A 16386-nucleotide genomic window follows, 5' to 3' on the forward strand; every position below is an offset into this window, starting at 1 on the left:
TTCAACCCTCCAGAAACGTAAAGTCTTGGGCTAGTACCAAACGCAGGCGTTCGCGAATCGCTGCGATCTGCTCCGCAGTGTAAGGCGTGGCCGGGAGCTTGCCCCAGACCGGAGCAGGCCAGGCGGCGTCGTCACGTTTGCGCACAATCACATGCATGTGTAGCTGACTAACTACGTTACCCAAGGCCGCGACATTCAACTTGTCGGCATCGAACGAATCCTTCAGCGTTTCTGCCAACGCAGTCGTCTCCTGCCACAGCTGTTGCTGCTCCGAGACACTCAACTGAAATATCTCGCTGATATCGTCACGACGAGGCACCAGGATGAACCAGGGGTAATTCGAATCGTTGGACAACAGCAACCGGCAGAGCGGGAAATCCCCGATCGGTAGCGTGTCTTGTTGAAGCCGTGGATCTAAAGCGAACACTGTGCGCACTCCCGCTTGGTCTCATTTTTCAGCTTAGCGCCCCTTCCGAAGGACGGCGCACCAAGCGACAGGACGGCAGCATACCTGCGAACGGCGCTGGCTTCACGAACAGACACACGCCCCGACATGAGGCATTTTTACCAATTCGCACCATCACAGAACCAACGATCAGGGTAAAAACACCGAAATGACTGATTAACCACGAGGTGTTCGATTCGGACAAATGACAGCACTGTATGAATTCGGTACAGCAGTTAAAATTTTCTGCACCAAAATCGCACAGTTCGTCTACGCTGAGCGCGTCAGCATCCGCCATCTACTCACTTGCGGGGTGGACCGGTAACGTTTTACATTGTCACGCTGGCGACCCGCATGCTGAAACACGATGCAAACCTTTGCGTCAAGTCGAATAAAAACGTGCTTGAAACGCCCGGTTTTATGAGGTTTTTACAGCTAAAGGCAGGCCAGAAGAAAAAAAGCCATCAAACTGCCGATTTGTGCACGTTTGTTGCATTCACACCCACATCGCCTTGGATACCTCTGCGGGATGTGGAAGGCTCAAGGCAAATAAAAACAGCGGCAGGGTTGCCCGATGGAGATTCAAACGTTTCACCAAGGACTCTTTTTACCGAAGTTCAAGCCCTGGAAAACAACGCTAAAGTTGCCGGTTCGCTTGCATTGACGCTGTAAATTTGCGACATCTACCGAGCTGTTTGCGACAGGGTCGTAAAGAAGCCGAAAGGATGGATACGCAAGTATCGCCAATAGAGTCGGCGTGATATAAGTTTGCGCCGACACAAAAAGAAAGAGCCGCCCAGATAATAAATCAGGTGGGACGGCAGTACTCTTCTAAAACCAAAGGAGCAAATCACGATGCGCGTGATGAAGTGGAGCACCATCGCACTGGCAGTTGCAGCAGCAGCCAGTACTCAGTTGGCTACGGCCGCACCTTTCGTAAGTGACCAGGCTGAAGCCAAAGGTTTTGTTGAAGACAGCTCGCTGAACTTGCTGGTTCGCAACTACTACTTCAACCGTGACAACAAAAACGGCAACCCAGACCAGAAAGACTGGACCCAGGGTATCTGGGGCAACTACAGCTCCGGTTACACCCAAGGCCTGATCGGCGTTGGCGTAGATGCATTCGGTTACCTGGCCATCAAACTGGATGGTGGCGACGGCACCAGCGGCACCGGTAACATGAGCCGTAGCGATACCACCAATGCTAATGGTGGTCGCAATGTCAATGACAGCCAAGGCAAATCCGGCGGCGCGGTAAAAGTACGCATCTCCAAAACCGAGCTGAAATTCGGTGAAATGCAGCCAAGCACTGCTCCAGTGTTCGCTGTTGGCGGTTCCCGTATCCTTCCTCAAACTGCCACCGGTTTCCAACTGCAGAGCAGCGAAATCACCAACCTGGACTGGGAAGGCGGTCACTTCTACTCGGCGTCCAGCCAGGACAAAAACGCCAGTGACGGCGGCCTGTTCGCAACCTACGCTGGCGTAGAAGCCAACACCATCGATTACACCGGCGGCAAATGGAGCGTTACCGATGCTCTGAGCCTTTCGCTCTACGGTGCCAAGCTCGATAACATCTGGAACCAGTACTACGCCAACGCGAACTACACCCTCGCACTGGGTGGCACTCAGTCGTTGAACTTCGACGGTAACATCTACAACACTCAGGACACCGGCAACGCTAACGCAGGCGAAATCAGCAACACTGCCTTCTCGCTGGCTGCTGCTTACTCGTTCCTGAATGCGCACACCCTGACCCTGGGCTTCCAGAAGGTTAACGGCGAAACTCCGTTCGACTACATCGGCGTGGGCAAGAACAACCGCGGTGGCGACTCGATTTTCCTCGCCAACTCCATCCAGTACTCTGACTTCAACGGTCCTGGCGAGAAGTCGGTACAAGCCCGTTACGACCTGAAAATGGCTGAATACGGCGTTCCTGGTCTGAGCTTCATGACCCGTTATGTCAATGGTTGGAACATCGACGGCACCAACACTCCAGCGGGCAGCGCCTACGCTGGTCTGTACGGCGCAAACGGCAAACACCACGAAACCAACGTGGAAGCCAAGTACGTCATTCAATCCGGCCCAGCCAAAGATCTGTCCTTCCGCATCCGTCAAGCATGGCACTCTGCTAACACCGCTCAAGGCGAAGGCGATATCAATGAGTTCCGCCTGATCACCGACTACCCGCTCAACATTCTGTAATTGCAGAAAGTCAGCACCCGGTAATCAAAGAAAGGCCCATCTTCGGATGGGCCTTTTTTGTTGGCTGGAACATTGCGTTCAAACAATCAGATCTGTGCAGAACATGCCTGACCAAAGCAGTCAGACATTGATCAAAAAACAATCACTGCACTGCAGATTCCTGAACCACCCGAATAACCCGCTGTGGAAACGGGATGTCAATACCGGCAGTTTTCAAACGATCGCGGGACTGTTCGTTGAACATGAACATTACATCCCAGTAATCGGCTGTCTTTACCCAGACCCGAAGCGAAAGAGTGATCGAACTGTCACCCAGAGTAGAAACCACCGCCTGAGGTGCCGGATCTGCCAACACTCGCGGATCTTTGGCCAGTTCTAACAAAACTTCACGAGCCTTCTGCAAGTCCGCTTCGTAATCCACCCCCACGTCAAACACCACTTTGCGCGTTGGTTGACGGTTGGTATTGGTGATGATGCCATTCGACAAGTTGCCGTTAGGTACGATGATGGTCTTGTTGTCGCCGGTGCGCAGTACCGTGTGGAAGATCTGAATGCTGTCGACTGTGCCGGCAACACCCTGGGCTTCGATCCAGTCACCGATACGGAACGGACGGAACAACAGAATCAACACGCCGCCGGCGAAGTTGGCCAGGCTGCCCTGCAAGGCCAGACCGATGGCCAGACCTGCCGCACCGATGGCCGCGACGAACGACGTGGTTTCCACGCCGATCATCGACGCAACGCTGACGATCAGCAAAACCTTGAGAATAATGTTCGCCAGGCTGCTGATGAACCCTTGCAACGCAAGGTCGGCGTTACGCAACGCCAGCAGGCCGCCGAGCTTTTCCGTCACTTTATTGATCAGCCACCAGCCGACGGCCAGGGTGATCACCGCCAGCAGTACACGGCTGCCGTACTCCATGATCATTGGAATCCAGGCTTGGGAAGCCTTGACCAGATTGTCCACTTCAGCATTTAAGTCCATCTACGTTCTCCTTGATTTACCGGCAATCCGGCATACAAAAAATAAAACGGCAGAAAAACCGAGCCGTCTCCGGCCCGATCGTTTCTGCCGCTGCTTGGCCCTCGGACGCCGAAAGCGCCGAGAGGTTCCCGCGCTAGAGGTCAGTCGCGGAAGTTGTTGAACTGAAGCGGCATATCAAACGTCTTGGCGCGCAGGGCCGCGATGGCTTCCTGCAAATCGTCACGCTTCTTGCCGGTAATGCGCACTTGCTCACCCTGAATGGCGGCCTGGACCTTGAGCTTGGCGTCTTTGACGTGAGCGACGATTTTCTTCGCCAGTTCCTTGTCGATGCCTTCCTTGAGGACCGCTTCCTGCTTCATCAGCTTGCCCGACGCGTAGGCATCCTTGACTTCAAGGCACTGCACGTCGATTTTGCGCTTGACCAGCGCCAGCTTGAGGATCTCGATCATCGCTTCGAGCTGGAAATCGGCTTCAGCGGTCAGGTTGACGGTCAGGTCCTTTTCCTTGAACTCGAACGTGCCCTTGCCCTTCAGGTCATAACGACGATCGAGTTCCTTGACGGCGTTTTCGACCGCGTTGGTGACTTCGTGTTTGTCCAGTTCGGATACCACGTCGAACGACGGCATGTAATCTCTCCAATAAAAAGGCGCACTCGATTGCGATGGCGCGCGCTTGGCTTGCGGTTAAAATCGGGCTCATTATAACGGGTCTTTTCCAACCCATACTGCGAGCGTCACATGCCTGCATCAACCCGAGTAAAAAGCTGATGTCGACCCCTTGGCATGTATTGGGTGCCGGCAGCCTCGGCACGTTGTGGGCCACGCGCCTGGCGCGGGCCGGTTTGCCGGTCAGGCTGATCGTTCGCAATGAACAACGCCTGCACGCCTATCAGTCGGCGGGCGGGCTAACGCTGGTGGAACAGGGCGAAGCCTCTACTTATGACATTCCCGGCCAGACACCGCACGGCCATGAACCGATCCGTCGCCTGCTGGTGGCCTGCAAGGCCTACGACGCCGAGAATGCCGTCGCGCAACTGGCGCCACGCCTGACACCCGATGCTGAATTGATCCTGTTGCAGAACGGCCTCGGCAGTCAGGACGCTGTCGCAGCGCAGGTGCCGCAAGCCCGTTGTGTGAGTGCATCGAGTACTGAAGGAGCGTTTCGCGATGGCGACTGGCGTGTAGTGTTCGCAGGTCACGGTTACACCTGGCTGGGCGATGCAGGCCATCCGGTTGCGCCGATCTGGCTGGATGATCTGACGGCCGCCGGGATTCCCCATGAATGGAGCACCGACATCCTCACACGACTGTGGCGCAAGCTGGCACTTAACTGCGCAATCAACCCATTGACCGTCCTTCACAACTGCCGCAATGGCGGGTTGCAGGCGCATCAGTGCGAAGTCGCTACCCTTTGCGGTGAATTGACCGAGTTGCTGGAACGTTGTGGTCAGCCCGCGGCGGCGGAAAACCTGCAACAGGAAGTAGAACGCGTGATCCATGCCACGGCAGCCAATTACTCCTCGATGTACCAGGATGTAGCGAATATGCGCCGCACTGAAATCACCTACTTGCTGGGTTACGTCTGCAAAGTAGCCTCGCGTCATCAACTCAACCTGCCCCACCTCCATCAATTACAGCAACGGCTGATCGGCCATCTGCACAGCCTTGGATTGCCCAGCGACTGAGCAGCGGCTACGCTGGCCACTTGTTCCTTTTCAGCGACGAACCTGATGCCATTGCGCCAGCGCCTCGAAAACCTCCCCGTCGGCCAAAAGTTACTGGCTGCCCTGCTGGTGCTGTTGATCACCATACTGCTGGTCGCCAACCTGACGTTCATCAGCGCGGCGTATTACATTTCCCAGGAAAGCATGGCGCCCCAAGCCTTGCAGACCATTGGCCGACTGGTGTCGAACCCCAGCCTGGTGGCCGATGCCTTAAAGTCGCCACAAAACGCCGAGCGCCTGCTCAACGAACTCGACAGTTACTCACCCCTGCGTGCGGCAGCCCTTTATGACGGCAAGGGCGAACGGCTGGCGCAGTTGCAGCATGGCGACAAACTTAGCCTGCCGGGGCGCTATCAGCACATTGAAGCCTGGCAAGCGACCGAGTTTCGCAGCAATCAACTGATCACCCTGCCCCGTCCCGGCACAGAGCCCGGCCATTTACTGTTGGTGGCCAGCAGCGAATTGCCAATGGCGTTCTACACCGGCACGCTGACCGCCAGCCTGGGCATTCTGATCTTCAGCGTGCTGTTGTGGCTGGTGATCGCCCGGCAAATCAAACGCCTGATTACACGGCCTATCCATGAGCTCGAAGAGCTGTCCCGGCAAGTGACCCGCGAAGAGAACTACGCGCTGCGTGCCTCCCGTGGCAACCACGACGAAATCGGCAGCCTCGCCGAAGCGTTCAACACCATGCTCTCGCGGATCGAGGCCAGGGAGCAGCAACTCAAGCGTGCCCGGGACGACTCCCAGGCCGCTTATGACCAGGCCCAAGGCCTGGCCGAAGAAACGCGCCATACCAACCGCAAGCTCGAACTCGAAGTTCAGGTGCGCAGCAAGATCGAGAAAAAACTCACCGGCTTCCAGAACTACCTCAACAGCATCATCGACTCCATGCCATCGGCGCTGATCGCCCTCGACGAACAGCTCTATGTGACCCAGTGGAATCAGGAAGCCAGCGCTCTGTCCGGCACGCGCCTGGACGAAGCCCTGAACCAGCCGATCTTCCTCGCCTTCGAACCGCTGAAGCCGTTTCTGCCGCAGCTCAAGCAAACCGTCGAGCAGCACACCGTGGCGAAGATCGAGCGGGTAACGTGGTTCAAGGATGATGAGCCCAAACATTACGCCCTGACTTTTTACCCGCTGATGGGCGGTGCCGGGCGTGGCGTGGTGATCCGGATCGACGACATTACCCAGCGTCTGTCCCTGGAAGAAATGATGGTGCAGTCGGAAAAAATGCTCTCGGTCGGTGGCCTCGCCGCCGGCATGGCCCACGAAATCAATAACCCTTTGGGCGCGATCCTGCATAACGTGCAGAACATTCGCCGACGCCTGTCTCCTGATCTGCCAAAGAACATGGAGCAGGCCGAGCAGATCGGCGTCGAACTGGACACGGTCAACCGCTACCTGAAAGTGCGTGAAGTGCCGCAATTACTGGATGGCATTCAGCAGGCTGGCGCTCGCGCGGCGAAAATTGTCACGCACATGCTCAGCTTCAGCCGCCGCAGCACCCGGCAAATGGCCCCCTGCGACCTGCCCGCACTGATCGATCAAGCGGTGGAAATTGCCGGTAATGACTTCGACCTTGCGATCGGTTTTGACTTCAAGGGCCAGGCGATCATTCGCCAGTTCGACCCGGCTCTGGGCCCGGTGCCCGGCACGGCCAACGAACTGGAACAAGTGCTGCTCAACCTGTTGAAAAACGCGGCCCAGGCCATTCACCAGCGTGAGGACGACAGCGAACCGGGGCGGATCATTCTGCGGACTCGACTGAATCCGCCATGGGCGGAAATCCAGGTCGAGGACAATGGCATCGGCATGAGCGAAAGCGTGCGCAAACGCACGTTCGAGCCGTTTTTCACCACCAAGGAAATTGGCCAGGGCACCGGCCTGGGCCTGTCAGTCTCCTATTTCATCATTACCAACAATCACAAGGGGCAGATGGAAGTGCAGTCGACGCCGGGCCAAGGCACCTGTTTCACCTTGCGCCTGCCCTTGTCGGGCACGGCCGTCGCCTCTCAAGAACTCAATCAGCTATCGAGGTAACCCATGGGCTTTCGCTTGTCGAAGATTTACACCCGCACTGGCGACAAAGGCGAAACCGGGCTCGGAGATGGTCGCCGAGTGCCCAAGGACCACCCGCGAATCGAGGCCATTGGCGAAGTCGATTCGCTGAACAGTCAAGTCGGCGTGCTGCTGGCCGGTCTGGCCGAACAAAGCGTCACTAATCCGGGGTTGAACGAGGTGATCGAGGTTTTGGCGCCTTGCCAGCACCGGTTGTTTGACCTGGGTGGCGAACTGGCGATGCCGGTGTACCAGGCGCTGGACGCGGCGGAAATCGAACGCCTGGAAGCGGCGATTGATCGGTGGAATGAAGAGTTGGGGCCGCTGGAAAATTTCATTTTGCCGGGCGGTTCAGCGCTGATCGCTCAGGCGCATGTGTGCAGAAGCCTGGCGCGCAGTGCAGAGCGACGGTGCCAGCAGTTGAATGCGATTGAACCGCTCGCCGGGGTTGGGTTGGCGTACATCAATCGGTTGTCAGATCTTTTGTTTGTGGTGGCGCGGCTGATTGCCAAGCGCCAAGGAGTTGCCGAGATTTTGTGGCAGCCTGCCGCTAAACCTCAGCGTTAATCAGCGCCTGTCAGGACGCCTTCGCGGGCAAGCTCCTACATTGGATCGAGTGTACTCAGATTAACTGTAGGAGCGGGCTTGCCCGCGAAGAGGCCGGTGCCTCACGCAGGATCAAGCCTCAGGCCAGAATGCCCGAATCCCTGCCACACCCTGTGCCCCTGCTTCCCAGGCTTGTTGCCGCTCTACCGGACCAACACCGCCCAACAGGAACACCGGCTTGCTGAACCCCTCGATCAACACCGAAGCCTGCTCCCAACCCAACGGCTGCGCATCCGGATGAGTCTGGGTCTTTTGCACCGGCGACAGGGTCACAAAGTCCACGCCCATCTGCTCGGCCAACGCCAGTTCTTGCGCGTTATGGCACGACGCTGCCAACCAGCGCGACGCGGGTAGTGGCCGCCCCGCCGCCGCGTACTTACGCAACTGGGCCGAGGTGATGTGCCAACCGGCGGACGGGAAATCACCCAACCATTCGAATGGCCCCTTGATCATCAGCTGCGCCTTGCCGGCACACAGCCCCGCCGCGTCCACCGCCAGGTCGCGGTACTTGGGATCGTAGCCGTTGGGCGCTCGTAGCTGGATCAGTTTGATCCCCCCCGCGATGGCTTTCTGGATACCGCGCAGCAAGGCCGGGGTTTCCAGGTCTTCAGGGGTGATCAGGTACTCGGCCGGTAACCGTGCAGCCGCGACGATTGGCTGGTTAGCCGCCGGGAACTCGTAGTTCAACAGATCGCGCGGTGACACCCATTCCAACGGCTGGCCTTCAGCACCGTGGGGTTCGCCGGTAAAGGCCGAGACTTCCCAGACATCCAGCAACACGTGCTTGTCCGGGTAGTCGTGATGAACCTTGATCAGCGGTCGCGCAGCGCTGACCACAATGCCCAGCTCTTCCTGAAGTTCACGGGCCAGCGCGGTTTCGACGGACTCGTCGCCCTCGACCTTGCCCCCGGGAAACTCCCACAAGCCACCCTGATGCTGAGTGTTGGCACGGCGTGCAATGAGGATCTTGCCACTCTGATCACGGATGACGGCAGCGGCTACGTGGACTCGTTTCACTGCCCAACCTCCTCCAGGCCTGCTTTCTGCCAGGCCTTGAAAGCCGGCCACTGGTAAATCGTTTCGACGTAGGCCTCGTCCGCTGCCGGCAGTTTCACCTGATAGGTGCGCAGGCGTACGGCAATCGGTGCGAAGAAAGCATCGGCCAGGGTCGCGCCGCCGAACAGGAAAGGACCGGTGTCGGTCGCCGCCTCGCGGCATTCAGCCCACAACGCCAGCATGCGCTGGATGTCGGCCTGAACATCATCAGGCGCTTGCGACAGCGGTGCATCGCGGCTCAGGTCGAACGGCATGTTGCCACGCATGGCAAAAAAACCGGCGTGCATCTGCGCACAGGCCGAACGCGCCTGCGCACGGGCGGCGGTGTCTTTTGGCCAGAGACCCGCCTCGGGAAATTGCTCGGACAGATACTCGGCAATCGCCAGGGAATCGGCGATGGTGCCGTGTTCGGTTTTCAGCAGCGGGACTTTACCGGTCGGCGAATGCTTGAGCAGGCGCTCACGGGTGTCCGGTTGCCCCAGCTTGATCAGTTCTTCGGTGTAGGCAGCGCCGGTCAAGTCGAGGGCCAGTGCGCCGCGCAGGGACCAGGAGGAATGCAGTTTGTCGCCGATGATCAGGTGAAGGCTCATGTTCGGGACCTTTTTGATGAGGGGTACAGACCGGAATCTACAGTGTCTGGTCGTCCGTTATCGCGGGCAAGCCTTGCTCCTACAGGGTTGATGTTGTTCACGGGGGTTGTGAACGACACAAAACTGTAGGAGCAAGGCTTGCCCGCGATTGCAGCGACTTGGTCTTAAGTACGGTACTCGGCGTTGATCTTCACGTACTCGTGGGACAAGTCAGTGGTCCAGATGGTTTCGCTGCAATCGCCGCGGCCCAACTCGATACGGATGGTGATCTCTTCCTGCTGCATGACCGCAGCGCCTTGGGCTTCGGTGTACGTCGCAGCACGCGCGCCTTGGCTGGCAATGCACACCTCGCCGAGGAACACGTCGATCTTGCTCACGTCCAGGTTCGGTACGCCGGCACGACCGACGGCAGCGAGGATGCGGCCCCAGTTCGGGTCGGAGGCAAACAAGGCCGTCTTGATCAGCGGCGAGTGCGCCACGGTGTAACCGACGTCCAGGCATTCCTGGTGATTGCCGCCGCCGTTGACTTCAACGGTGACGAACTTGGTCGCGCCTTCGCCGTCGCGAACGATGGCCTGGGCCACTTCCATGCACACTTCGAATACCGCTTGCTTCAACTTGGCGAACAACTCGCCTTCGGCACGGGTTATCTCTGGCAGCGCAGCCTGGCCGGTAGCGATCAGCATGCAGCAGTCGTTTGTCGAAGTGTCGCCGTCGATGGTGATGCGGTTGAACGACTTGTTGGCACCATCCAGCAGCAGGTTTTGCAGTACGTCACGGGAGACTTTGGCGTCGGTGGCGATGTAGCCGAGCATGGTCGCCATGTTCGGACGGATCATGCCCGCGCCTTTGCTGATGCCGGTGACGGTGATGGTCACGCCGTCATGCTGAAACTGGCGGCTGGCACCCTTTGGCAGGGTGTCGGTGGTCATGATGCCGGTGGCGGCAGCTTCCCAGTTGTGGATCGACAGATCATCGAGGGCCGCTTGCAGCGCGCCTTCGATTTTCTCGACCGGCAGCGGCTCGCCGATCACACCCGTGGAGTACGGCAGCACCAGGCTGGCATCAACGCCCGTCAGCTCAGCCAGTTTGGCGCACGTACGCTCGGCGGCGGCCAGGCCAGGTTCGCCGGTGCCGGCGTTGGCATTGCCAGTGTTGGTCAACAGGTAGCGCACCGGGCCTTGCACGCGTTGCTTGGCCAGGATCACGGGCGCTGCGCAAAAGGCGTTGAGCGTGAAGACGCCAGCGACGGTGGAGCCTTCGGCGCAGCGCATGATCACAACATCCTTGCGCCCCGGGCGCTTGATGCCGGCCGAGGCGATACCGAGTTCAAAACCGGCAACCGGGTGCAACGTTGGCAAAGGACCAAGACCAACAGCCATGAATGCGCTCCTTAAAAATGTAGTCATCACCGTCATGCGATGAACGGCGGTATTAAATGGCAAAACGCCGCGACGGCTGATGCCGGTCGCGGCGCGGGTATTTCAGCGTTTGAAACGGGTTTTACTGGATCTGCCCGTGGCAATGCTTGAATTTCTTGCCCGAACCGCAATAGCACAGCTCGTTACGGCCCAGCTTCTGCTCGTTGCGAACCGGTGCCACGGCGAGGGCGACATCAATTTCCTCACCCAACGGTTCAACTTGCTCAAGACCCGGTGCTTCTTCGTGATGGAACTGCATGCGTGCGGCCAGTGCTTCGGCTTCCTGACGCAGGCGTTGCTCTTCGGCTTCCGGGTCTTCGCGGCGAACCTGAACGTGGGACAGCACACGGATCGAGTCGCGCTTGATCGAATCCAGCAGCTCGGAGAACAGCGTGAACGACTCGCGCTTGTACTCTTGCTTCGGGTTCTTCTGGGCATAGCCACGCAAGTGAATGCCGTGACGCAAGTGATCCATGGTCGACAGGTGGTCTTTCCACAGGTCGTCCAGCACGCGCAGCACGATTTGTTTCTCGAAGCTGCGCAGCGCTTCGGCGCCCGCCTGGTCTTCTTTCTCGTTGTACGCCGCAATCAGCTCTTGCATCAGCTTCTCGCGCAGGGTCTCTTCGTACAGGTGATCGTCTTCGTCGAGCCATTGCTGGATCGGCAGCGCCACACCGAAGTCGCTCTGTAATGCAGCTTCCAGACCGGCCACGTCCCACTGCTCAGGCAGCGATTGCGGTGGAATGTGCGCGCTGACGGTAGCGTTGAGCACGTCCTGACGGAAATCGGCGATGGTTTCACCAATGTTGTCAGCGGCCAGCAACGTGTTACGCATGTGATAAATCACTTTACGCTGTTCGTTGTTGACGTCGTCGAACTCAAGCAGTTGCTTACGAATGTCGAAGTTACGGCCTTCAACCTTGCGCTGAGCCTTCTCAATGGCGTTGGTCACCATGCGGTGCTCGATCGCCTCGCCCGGCTGCATGCCCAGGGCCTTCATGAAGTTCTTCACCCGATCAGAGGCGAAGATGCGCATCAGGCTGTCTTCCAGGGACAGGTAGAAGCGGCTGGAACCGGCGTCACCCTGACGACCGGCGCGACCACGCAGCTGGTTGTCGATACGGCGCGATTCGTGACGCTCGGAAGCAATCACCTGCAAGCCGCCCGATTCGAGCACTTGCTGGTGGCGCTTCTGCCAGTCGGCCTTGATCTGGGCAATCTGTTCAGGCGTTGGGTCTTCCAGGGAAGCCACTTCCACTTCCCAGTTACCGCCCAACAGGATGTCGGTACCACGACCGGCCATGTTGGTGGCGATGGTCAGTGCGCCTGGGCGACCGGCCTGGGCAATGATCTCGGCTTCCTTTTCGTGGAACTTGGCGTTCAGAACCTTGTGTTCGATGCCTTGTTCCACGAGCAGGCGGGACATGTGTTCGGAGGTTTCGATGGTCGCGGTACCCACCAGCACCGGACGGCCCGCCGCCATGCTTTCCTTGATGTCCGCCACGATGGCCGTGTACTTCTCGTCGGCCGTCAGGAACACCAGGTCGTTGTAGTCTTTACGTGCCAGCGGCTTGTTCGGCGGAATGACCATGACCTGCAGGCCATAGATCTGATGGAACTCGAACGCCTCGGTGTCGGCCGTACCGGTCATCCCGGACAGTTTGTTGTACAGACGGAAGTAGTTCTGGAATGTGGTCGATGCCAGGGTCTGGCTTTCGGCCTGAATATTCAGGTTTTCCTTGGCTTCGATGGCCTGGTGCAAGCCTTCGGACAAACGACGGCCCGGCATGGTACGACCGGTGTGTTCGTCGACCAGGACAACCTGACCGTCCTGCACGATGTACTCGACGTTGCGATGGAACAGTTTGTGCGCGCGCAGACCGGCATAAACGTGAGTCAGCAGGCTCAGGTTGTGTGCCGAATACAGGCTTTCGCCTTCAGCCAGCAGGCCGATGCGGGTCAGTGTTTCTTCGACGAACTGGTGACCGGCTTCGTTGAGTTCGACCTGACGGGTCTTCTCATCAACGGTGTAGTGGCCGGCCTTGGTGACTTCGCCTTCGACTTCTTCGACGTGCAGTTCCAGCTGCGGGATCAGTTTGTTGATCTCGATGTACAGCTTGGAGCTGTCTTCGGCCTGACCGGAGATGATCAGCGGCGTACGGGCTTCGTCGATGAGGATGGAGTCGACTTCGTCGATCACGGCAAAATTGAGTTCGCGCTGGAATTTTTCTTCCATGCTGAACGCCATGTTGTCGCGCAGGTAATCGAAACCGAATTCGTTGTTGGTGCCGTAAGTAATGTCGGCGGCGTAAGCCAGACGTTTCTCTTCCGGCGGCTGGAAAGGCGTGACCACGCCGACCGTCATGCCGAGGAACTCGTAAAGCGGACGCATCCAGTTGGCGTCACGGCGGGCCAGGTAGTCGTTCACCGTTACAACGTGCACGCCCTTGCCGGACAGTGCGTTAAGGTAAACGCCCAGTGTTGCCACCAGGGTCTTGCCTTCACCGGTACGCATTTCCGCGATCATGCCTTCATGCAAGGTCATGCCGCCGATCAGCTGGACATCGAAGTGGCGCATACCCATGACGCGCTTGCCGGCTTCGCGGGCGACCGCAAAGGCTTCCGGTAGCAGCTTGTCGAGGGATTCCCCTTTGGCGATGCGGGCCTTGAACTCATCTGTCTTGGCACGCAATTGATCGTCCGAAAGGGCCACCATTTGCTCTTCGAAGGCATTGACGAGTTGCACCGTCTTGAGCATGCGTTTGACTTCACGCTCGTTCTTGCTTCCAAAAAGTTTCTTTAACAAAGGCGCAAACATATCGGCAGGATCTTCCACACTAAAGGGATGGAGGGCGGCCCCGTGAGTCGCCCGTGCAGCCCTCATGGCCGCATGCGAACGAGCATTCTACCCGGAAACGATGGTGAGGAAAGTGGCGTTATTCCACGATGCATGCACTGCGCTGTAACGGGGCTCACTTAAAATAAGGGCTTTTTGCTGAACTTCAAGCCATTCACGGCAGAAGTTACTCGTTGATTTAATGGGTAAAGCGCGCGCAAAGCAATGGCTCAGGTGCACGTGGTGCTTTCTGCTACCATGGCGGCTCTGTTACTTCAGGTGTCTGATCATGGCATTTCGCCCCCTTACGGCCAGAGCCCCCGCCGTTCTGCTTCGCGAAGCCAAGCCGCTGAAAGCTATTTTTGGCCACGCTCAACGCCTGGGTCATTTACAACGTCTGCTCGAAAGCCAATTGCAGCCCGCCGCTCGCGAACACTGTCATGTTGCGTCGTGGCGCGAAGGCAGTTTGTTGTTGATCGTCACCGACGGACATTGGGCAACGCGCCTGCGTTATCAGCAAAAGCGTCTGCAACGGCAATTACAGATGTTTGATGAATTCGCCAGTTTGACGCGGATTTTGTTCAAGGTTCAGCCACCGACCGTCCAGCAAGGGGCGGCGGGACACACCATCAGTTTGTCGACGGATGCGGGCGCGACCATTCAGGCGACGGCCGACGGGATCAGCGATCCGAATCTGCGGGCCGCGCTGGAACGCCTCGCGGCGCACGCCAAACCCAAAACCTGAGATCACCGATATCTGTAGGAGCATGGCTTGCCCGCGATGGGAGCGCCGCAGTGCAACAGATATACCGCGTTATCGTTCATCGTGGGCCAGCCATGCTCCTACAGGGTTCAGCGGCTTTTTTTGCCACCGAGCAACGAGCCCATCAACCCGCGCACCAATTGTCGACCCAATTGATTGGCCGCCTGTCGCATGGCCGATTTCAGTGCCTGACCGGCTGCCGTCCCGAGAAACTCCCCAGCCTGTTCGGTAAAACCTGGCTCTTCGGGTGCAGGTTTGGCCGGCGCCGCATCCGGATCGGGTGCCAGCCCCTTGCGCCCCATCAGCACTTCATAAGCCGATTCTCGATCAATCGGCTTGTCATATCGCCCCTGCAACGGCGAACCGGCGATCAGTGCCGCACGTTCGGCCTCGCTCAGCGGTCCGATCCGCGATTGCGGTGGCGCAATCAATACACGCTGGACCCTCTCGGGCGTGCCTTTTTCGGCCAGCGTCCCGACCAGCGCCTCGCCAATCCCCAATTCGGTCAATACCGACAAGGCATCGAACGCCGGGTTCGGCCGGAAACCCTCGGCCACGGCGCGCAAGGATTTCTGTTCCTTGGCCGTGAACGCGCGCAAACCGTGCTGGATGCGTAACCCCAACTGAGCCAGCACGTCATCCGGCAAGTCACCCGGCGATTGGGTGACGAAATACACGCCGACGCCTTTCGAACGAATCAGCCGCACCACTTGCTCCAACCGGTCCTGTAACGCCTTGGGCGTACCGGCGAACAACAAGTGCGCTTCGTCGAAAAACAACGCCAGCAGCGGCTTGTCCGCATCACCGCGCTCCGGCAACTGCTCGAACAGTTCAGCGAGCAGCCAGAGCAGGAAGGTCGCGTAGACCTTCGGCGCTTCGTGAACCAGACGACTGGCATCCAGCAAGTGAATGCGCCCGCGACCGTCGGCGGTCGGCTGCAAAATATCTTCGAGTTGCAGCGCCGGCTCGCCGAACAGCGCTTCAGCGCCTTGTTGTTCCAGCGTTGCCAAACGCCGCAACAGCGCCTGACTTGAGCCGGTAGTCATCAACGCGGCGTCATCCCCGAGCAATTCCGGGTTGTCACGCAGGTGATTGAGCAACGCCTTCAGATCCTTGAGATCCAGCAGCAATAGCCCTTCGCGATCCGCCACCTTGAACACCGCGTAAAGCGCCGACTGCTGGCTGTCGGTCAGTTCCAGCAGACTGCCCAGCAGTAACGGGCCCATTTCACTCAAAGTGGTGCGCAATGGATGACCGGACTGGCCATGAATGTCCCACAGGGTCACCGGATACGCCTGAGGCTTGTGCTTCAGCCACGGCATGCCGGCGATGCGCTCGGCGATCTTGCCTTGCGGGTTGCCAGCGGCACCAAGGCCACACAGATCGCCCTTGATGTCGGCGGCAAACACCGCCACGCCCGCGTCGCTGAAGGCTTCGGCCATGCGCTGCAACGTGACGGTTTTACCCGTCCCGGTAGCGCCTGCGACCAGACCGTGACGGTTGGCCAGACGCATGGCCTGGGCGATGGACTGGCCGGCAAGGTCGGCGCCGAGAACGAGTTGCAATGAGTCAGGCATTTTGTCACCCATGGTTAATCTTTGATCCGGCACGGCCGATACAAAAACCGAGACTGCACAGAAATCAGCGTCGGTAATTCCCTAAGGAAAGAACGGAAATATCAGCTTGTTTACAACATTG

14 protein-coding genes are annotated in these 16386 nt (G+C 58.4%); 6 read left to right on the forward strand and 8 right to left on the reverse strand.

Annotated elements, in window-relative coordinates; genetic code table 11:
* Position 1: 1 nt before the first annotated feature.
* The gene (locus ACA048_RS22540; RefSeq protein ID WP_497626344.1) at positions 2 to 427 is read right to left on the reverse strand and encodes an HIT family protein; all 426 of its coding nucleotides are present in this window, start codon (positions 425 to 427) and stop codon (positions 2 to 4) included.
* Between the two features lie 372 nt (positions 428 to 799).
* On the opposite strand from ACA048_RS22540, the gene ACA048_RS22545 reads away from it, so the two are divergent.
* Positions 800 to 1117, forward strand: a complete 318-nt coding sequence (locus ACA048_RS22545) for a hypothetical protein (protein WP_497626345.1) — start codon at positions 800 to 802, stop codon at positions 1115 to 1117.
* A gap of 183 nt (positions 1118 to 1300) precedes the next feature.
* Positions 1301 to 2647 carry an OprD family porin gene (locus ACA048_RS22550; RefSeq protein ID WP_497626346.1) on the forward strand — a complete coding sequence of 449 codons (1347 nt, stop codon included), beginning with the start codon at positions 1301 to 1303 and terminating at the stop codon, positions 2645 to 2647.
* 142 nt (positions 2648 to 2789) lie between these two features.
* On the opposite strand, the gene ACA048_RS22555 is transcribed toward ACA048_RS22550, so the two are convergent.
* Both ACA048_RS22555 and ACA048_RS22560 read right to left on the reverse strand, forming a co-directional pair.
* Positions 2790 to 3632, reverse strand: a complete 843-nt coding sequence (locus tag ACA048_RS22555) for a mechanosensitive ion channel family protein (RefSeq protein WP_497626347.1) — start codon at positions 3630 to 3632, stop codon at positions 2790 to 2792.
* A 140-nt stretch (positions 3633 to 3772) separates the two neighbouring features.
* Positions 3773 to 4258: a YajQ family cyclic di-GMP-binding protein gene (locus tag ACA048_RS22560; RefSeq protein WP_007906601.1), complete on the reverse strand. Its 486-nt coding sequence runs from the start codon at positions 4256 to 4258 to the stop codon at positions 3773 to 3775.
* 140 nt (positions 4259 to 4398) lie between these two features.
* Between ACA048_RS22560 and ACA048_RS22565 the strand changes: the two genes are divergently transcribed.
* The 3 genes from ACA048_RS22565 to ACA048_RS22575 are packed head-to-tail and all read left to right on the forward strand — an operon-like array spanning position 4399 to position 7983.
* Entirely contained in the window at positions 4399 to 5316 is a 918-nt protein-coding gene (locus tag ACA048_RS22565; protein WP_497626348.1) for a putative 2-dehydropantoate 2-reductase, read from the forward strand.
* A 45-nt stretch (positions 5317 to 5361) separates the two neighbouring features.
* On the forward strand, positions 5362 to 7398 hold the full coding sequence (locus ACA048_RS22570) for a sensor histidine kinase (protein ID WP_497626349.1): 2037 nt from the start codon (positions 5362 to 5364) through the stop codon (positions 7396 to 7398).
* Between the two features lie 3 nt (positions 7399 to 7401).
* Entirely contained in the window at positions 7402 to 7983 is a 582-nt protein-coding gene (locus ACA048_RS22575; RefSeq protein WP_497626350.1) for a cob(I)yrinic acid a,c-diamide adenosyltransferase, read from the forward strand.
* A gap of 111 nt (positions 7984 to 8094) precedes the next feature.
* Here the strand turns inward: ACA048_RS22575 and ACA048_RS22580 are convergent, their stop codons facing one another.
* The 4 genes from ACA048_RS22580 to secA form a co-directional block, all read right to left on the reverse strand.
* Positions 8095 to 9039, reverse strand: a complete 945-nt coding sequence (locus ACA048_RS22580; protein WP_497626351.1) for a Nudix family hydrolase — start codon at positions 9037 to 9039, stop codon at positions 8095 to 8097.
* Positions 9036 to 9668 carry a glutathione S-transferase family protein gene (locus ACA048_RS22585; protein ID WP_497626352.1) on the reverse strand — a complete coding sequence of 211 codons (633 nt, stop codon included), beginning with the start codon at positions 9666 to 9668 and terminating at the stop codon, positions 9036 to 9038. Before ACA048_RS22585 ends, ACA048_RS22580 begins: the two co-directional genes overlap by 4 nt.
* Positions 9669 to 9832: 164 nt before the next feature.
* Positions 9833 to 11050: a bifunctional glutamate N-acetyltransferase/amino-acid acetyltransferase ArgJ gene (gene argJ / locus ACA048_RS22590; RefSeq protein ID WP_497626354.1), complete on the reverse strand. Its 1218-nt coding sequence runs from the start codon at positions 11048 to 11050 to the stop codon at positions 9833 to 9835.
* Positions 11051 to 11171: 121 nt separating this feature from the next.
* The gene (gene secA, locus ACA048_RS22595) at positions 11172 to 13907 is read right to left on the reverse strand and encodes a preprotein translocase subunit SecA (RefSeq protein WP_497626355.1); all 2736 of its coding nucleotides are present in this window, start codon (positions 13905 to 13907) and stop codon (positions 11172 to 11174) included.
* A gap of 307 nt (positions 13908 to 14214) precedes the next feature.
* On the opposite strand from secA, the gene ACA048_RS22600 reads away from it, so the two are divergent.
* A complete protein-coding gene (locus ACA048_RS22600; RefSeq protein WP_008147416.1) occupies positions 14215 to 14670 on the forward strand; it encodes a DUF721 domain-containing protein in 456 nt (151 codons plus the stop codon).
* Positions 14671 to 14777: 107 nt separating this feature from the next.
* Here the strand turns inward: ACA048_RS22600 and ACA048_RS22605 are convergent, their stop codons facing one another.
* The gene (locus tag ACA048_RS22605; protein WP_497626356.1) at positions 14778 to 16265 is read right to left on the reverse strand and encodes a helicase HerA-like domain-containing protein; all 1488 of its coding nucleotides are present in this window, start codon (positions 16263 to 16265) and stop codon (positions 14778 to 14780) included.
* Positions 16266 to 16386 lie beyond the last annotated feature (121 nt).

Source organism: Pseudomonas sp. LBUM1659, assembly GCF_059716045.1.

What these genes read in the sequence shown, in the direction of transcription:
- ACA048_RS22545 (WP_497626345.1), top strand. Translation starts at nt 800, where the DNA reads ATGCTGAAACACGATGCAAACCTTTGCGTCAAGTCGAATAAAAACGTG.
- ACA048_RS22550 (WP_497626346.1), top strand. Translation starts at nt 1,301, where the DNA reads ATGCGCGTGATGAAGTGGAGCACCATCGCACTGGCAGTTGCAGCAGCA.
- ACA048_RS22555 (WP_497626347.1), bottom strand. Translation starts at nt 3,632, where the DNA reads ATGGACTTAAATGCTGAAGTGGACAATCTGGTCAAGGCTTCCCAAGCC.
- ACA048_RS22560 (WP_007906601.1), bottom strand. Translation starts at nt 4,258, where the DNA reads ATGCCGTCGTTCGACGTGGTATCCGAACTGGACAAACACGAAGTCACC.
- ACA048_RS22565 (WP_497626348.1), top strand. Translation starts at nt 4,399, where the DNA reads ATGTCGACCCCTTGGCATGTATTGGGTGCCGGCAGCCTCGGCACGTTG.
- ACA048_RS22570 (WP_497626349.1), top strand. Translation starts at nt 5,362, where the DNA reads ATGCCATTGCGCCAGCGCCTCGAAAACCTCCCCGTCGGCCAAAAGTTA.
- ACA048_RS22575 (WP_497626350.1), top strand. Translation starts at nt 7,402, where the DNA reads ATGGGCTTTCGCTTGTCGAAGATTTACACCCGCACTGGCGACAAAGGC.
- ACA048_RS22585 (WP_497626352.1), bottom strand. Translation starts at nt 9,668, where the DNA reads ATGAGCCTTCACCTGATCATCGGCGACAAACTGCATTCCTCCTGGTCC.
- argJ (WP_497626354.1), bottom strand. Translation starts at nt 11,050, where the DNA reads ATGGCTGTTGGTCTTGGTCCTTTGCCAACGTTGCACCCGGTTGCCGGT.
- secA (WP_497626355.1), bottom strand. Translation starts at nt 13,907, where the DNA reads ATGTTTGCGCCTTTGTTAAAGAAACTTTTTGGAAGCAAGAACGAGCGT.
- ACA048_RS22600 (WP_008147416.1), top strand. Translation starts at nt 14,215, where the DNA reads ATGGCATTTCGCCCCCTTACGGCCAGAGCCCCCGCCGTTCTGCTTCGC.
- ACA048_RS22605 (WP_497626356.1), bottom strand. Translation starts at nt 16,265, where the DNA reads ATGCCTGACTCATTGCAACTCGTTCTCGGCGCCGACCTTGCCGGCCAG.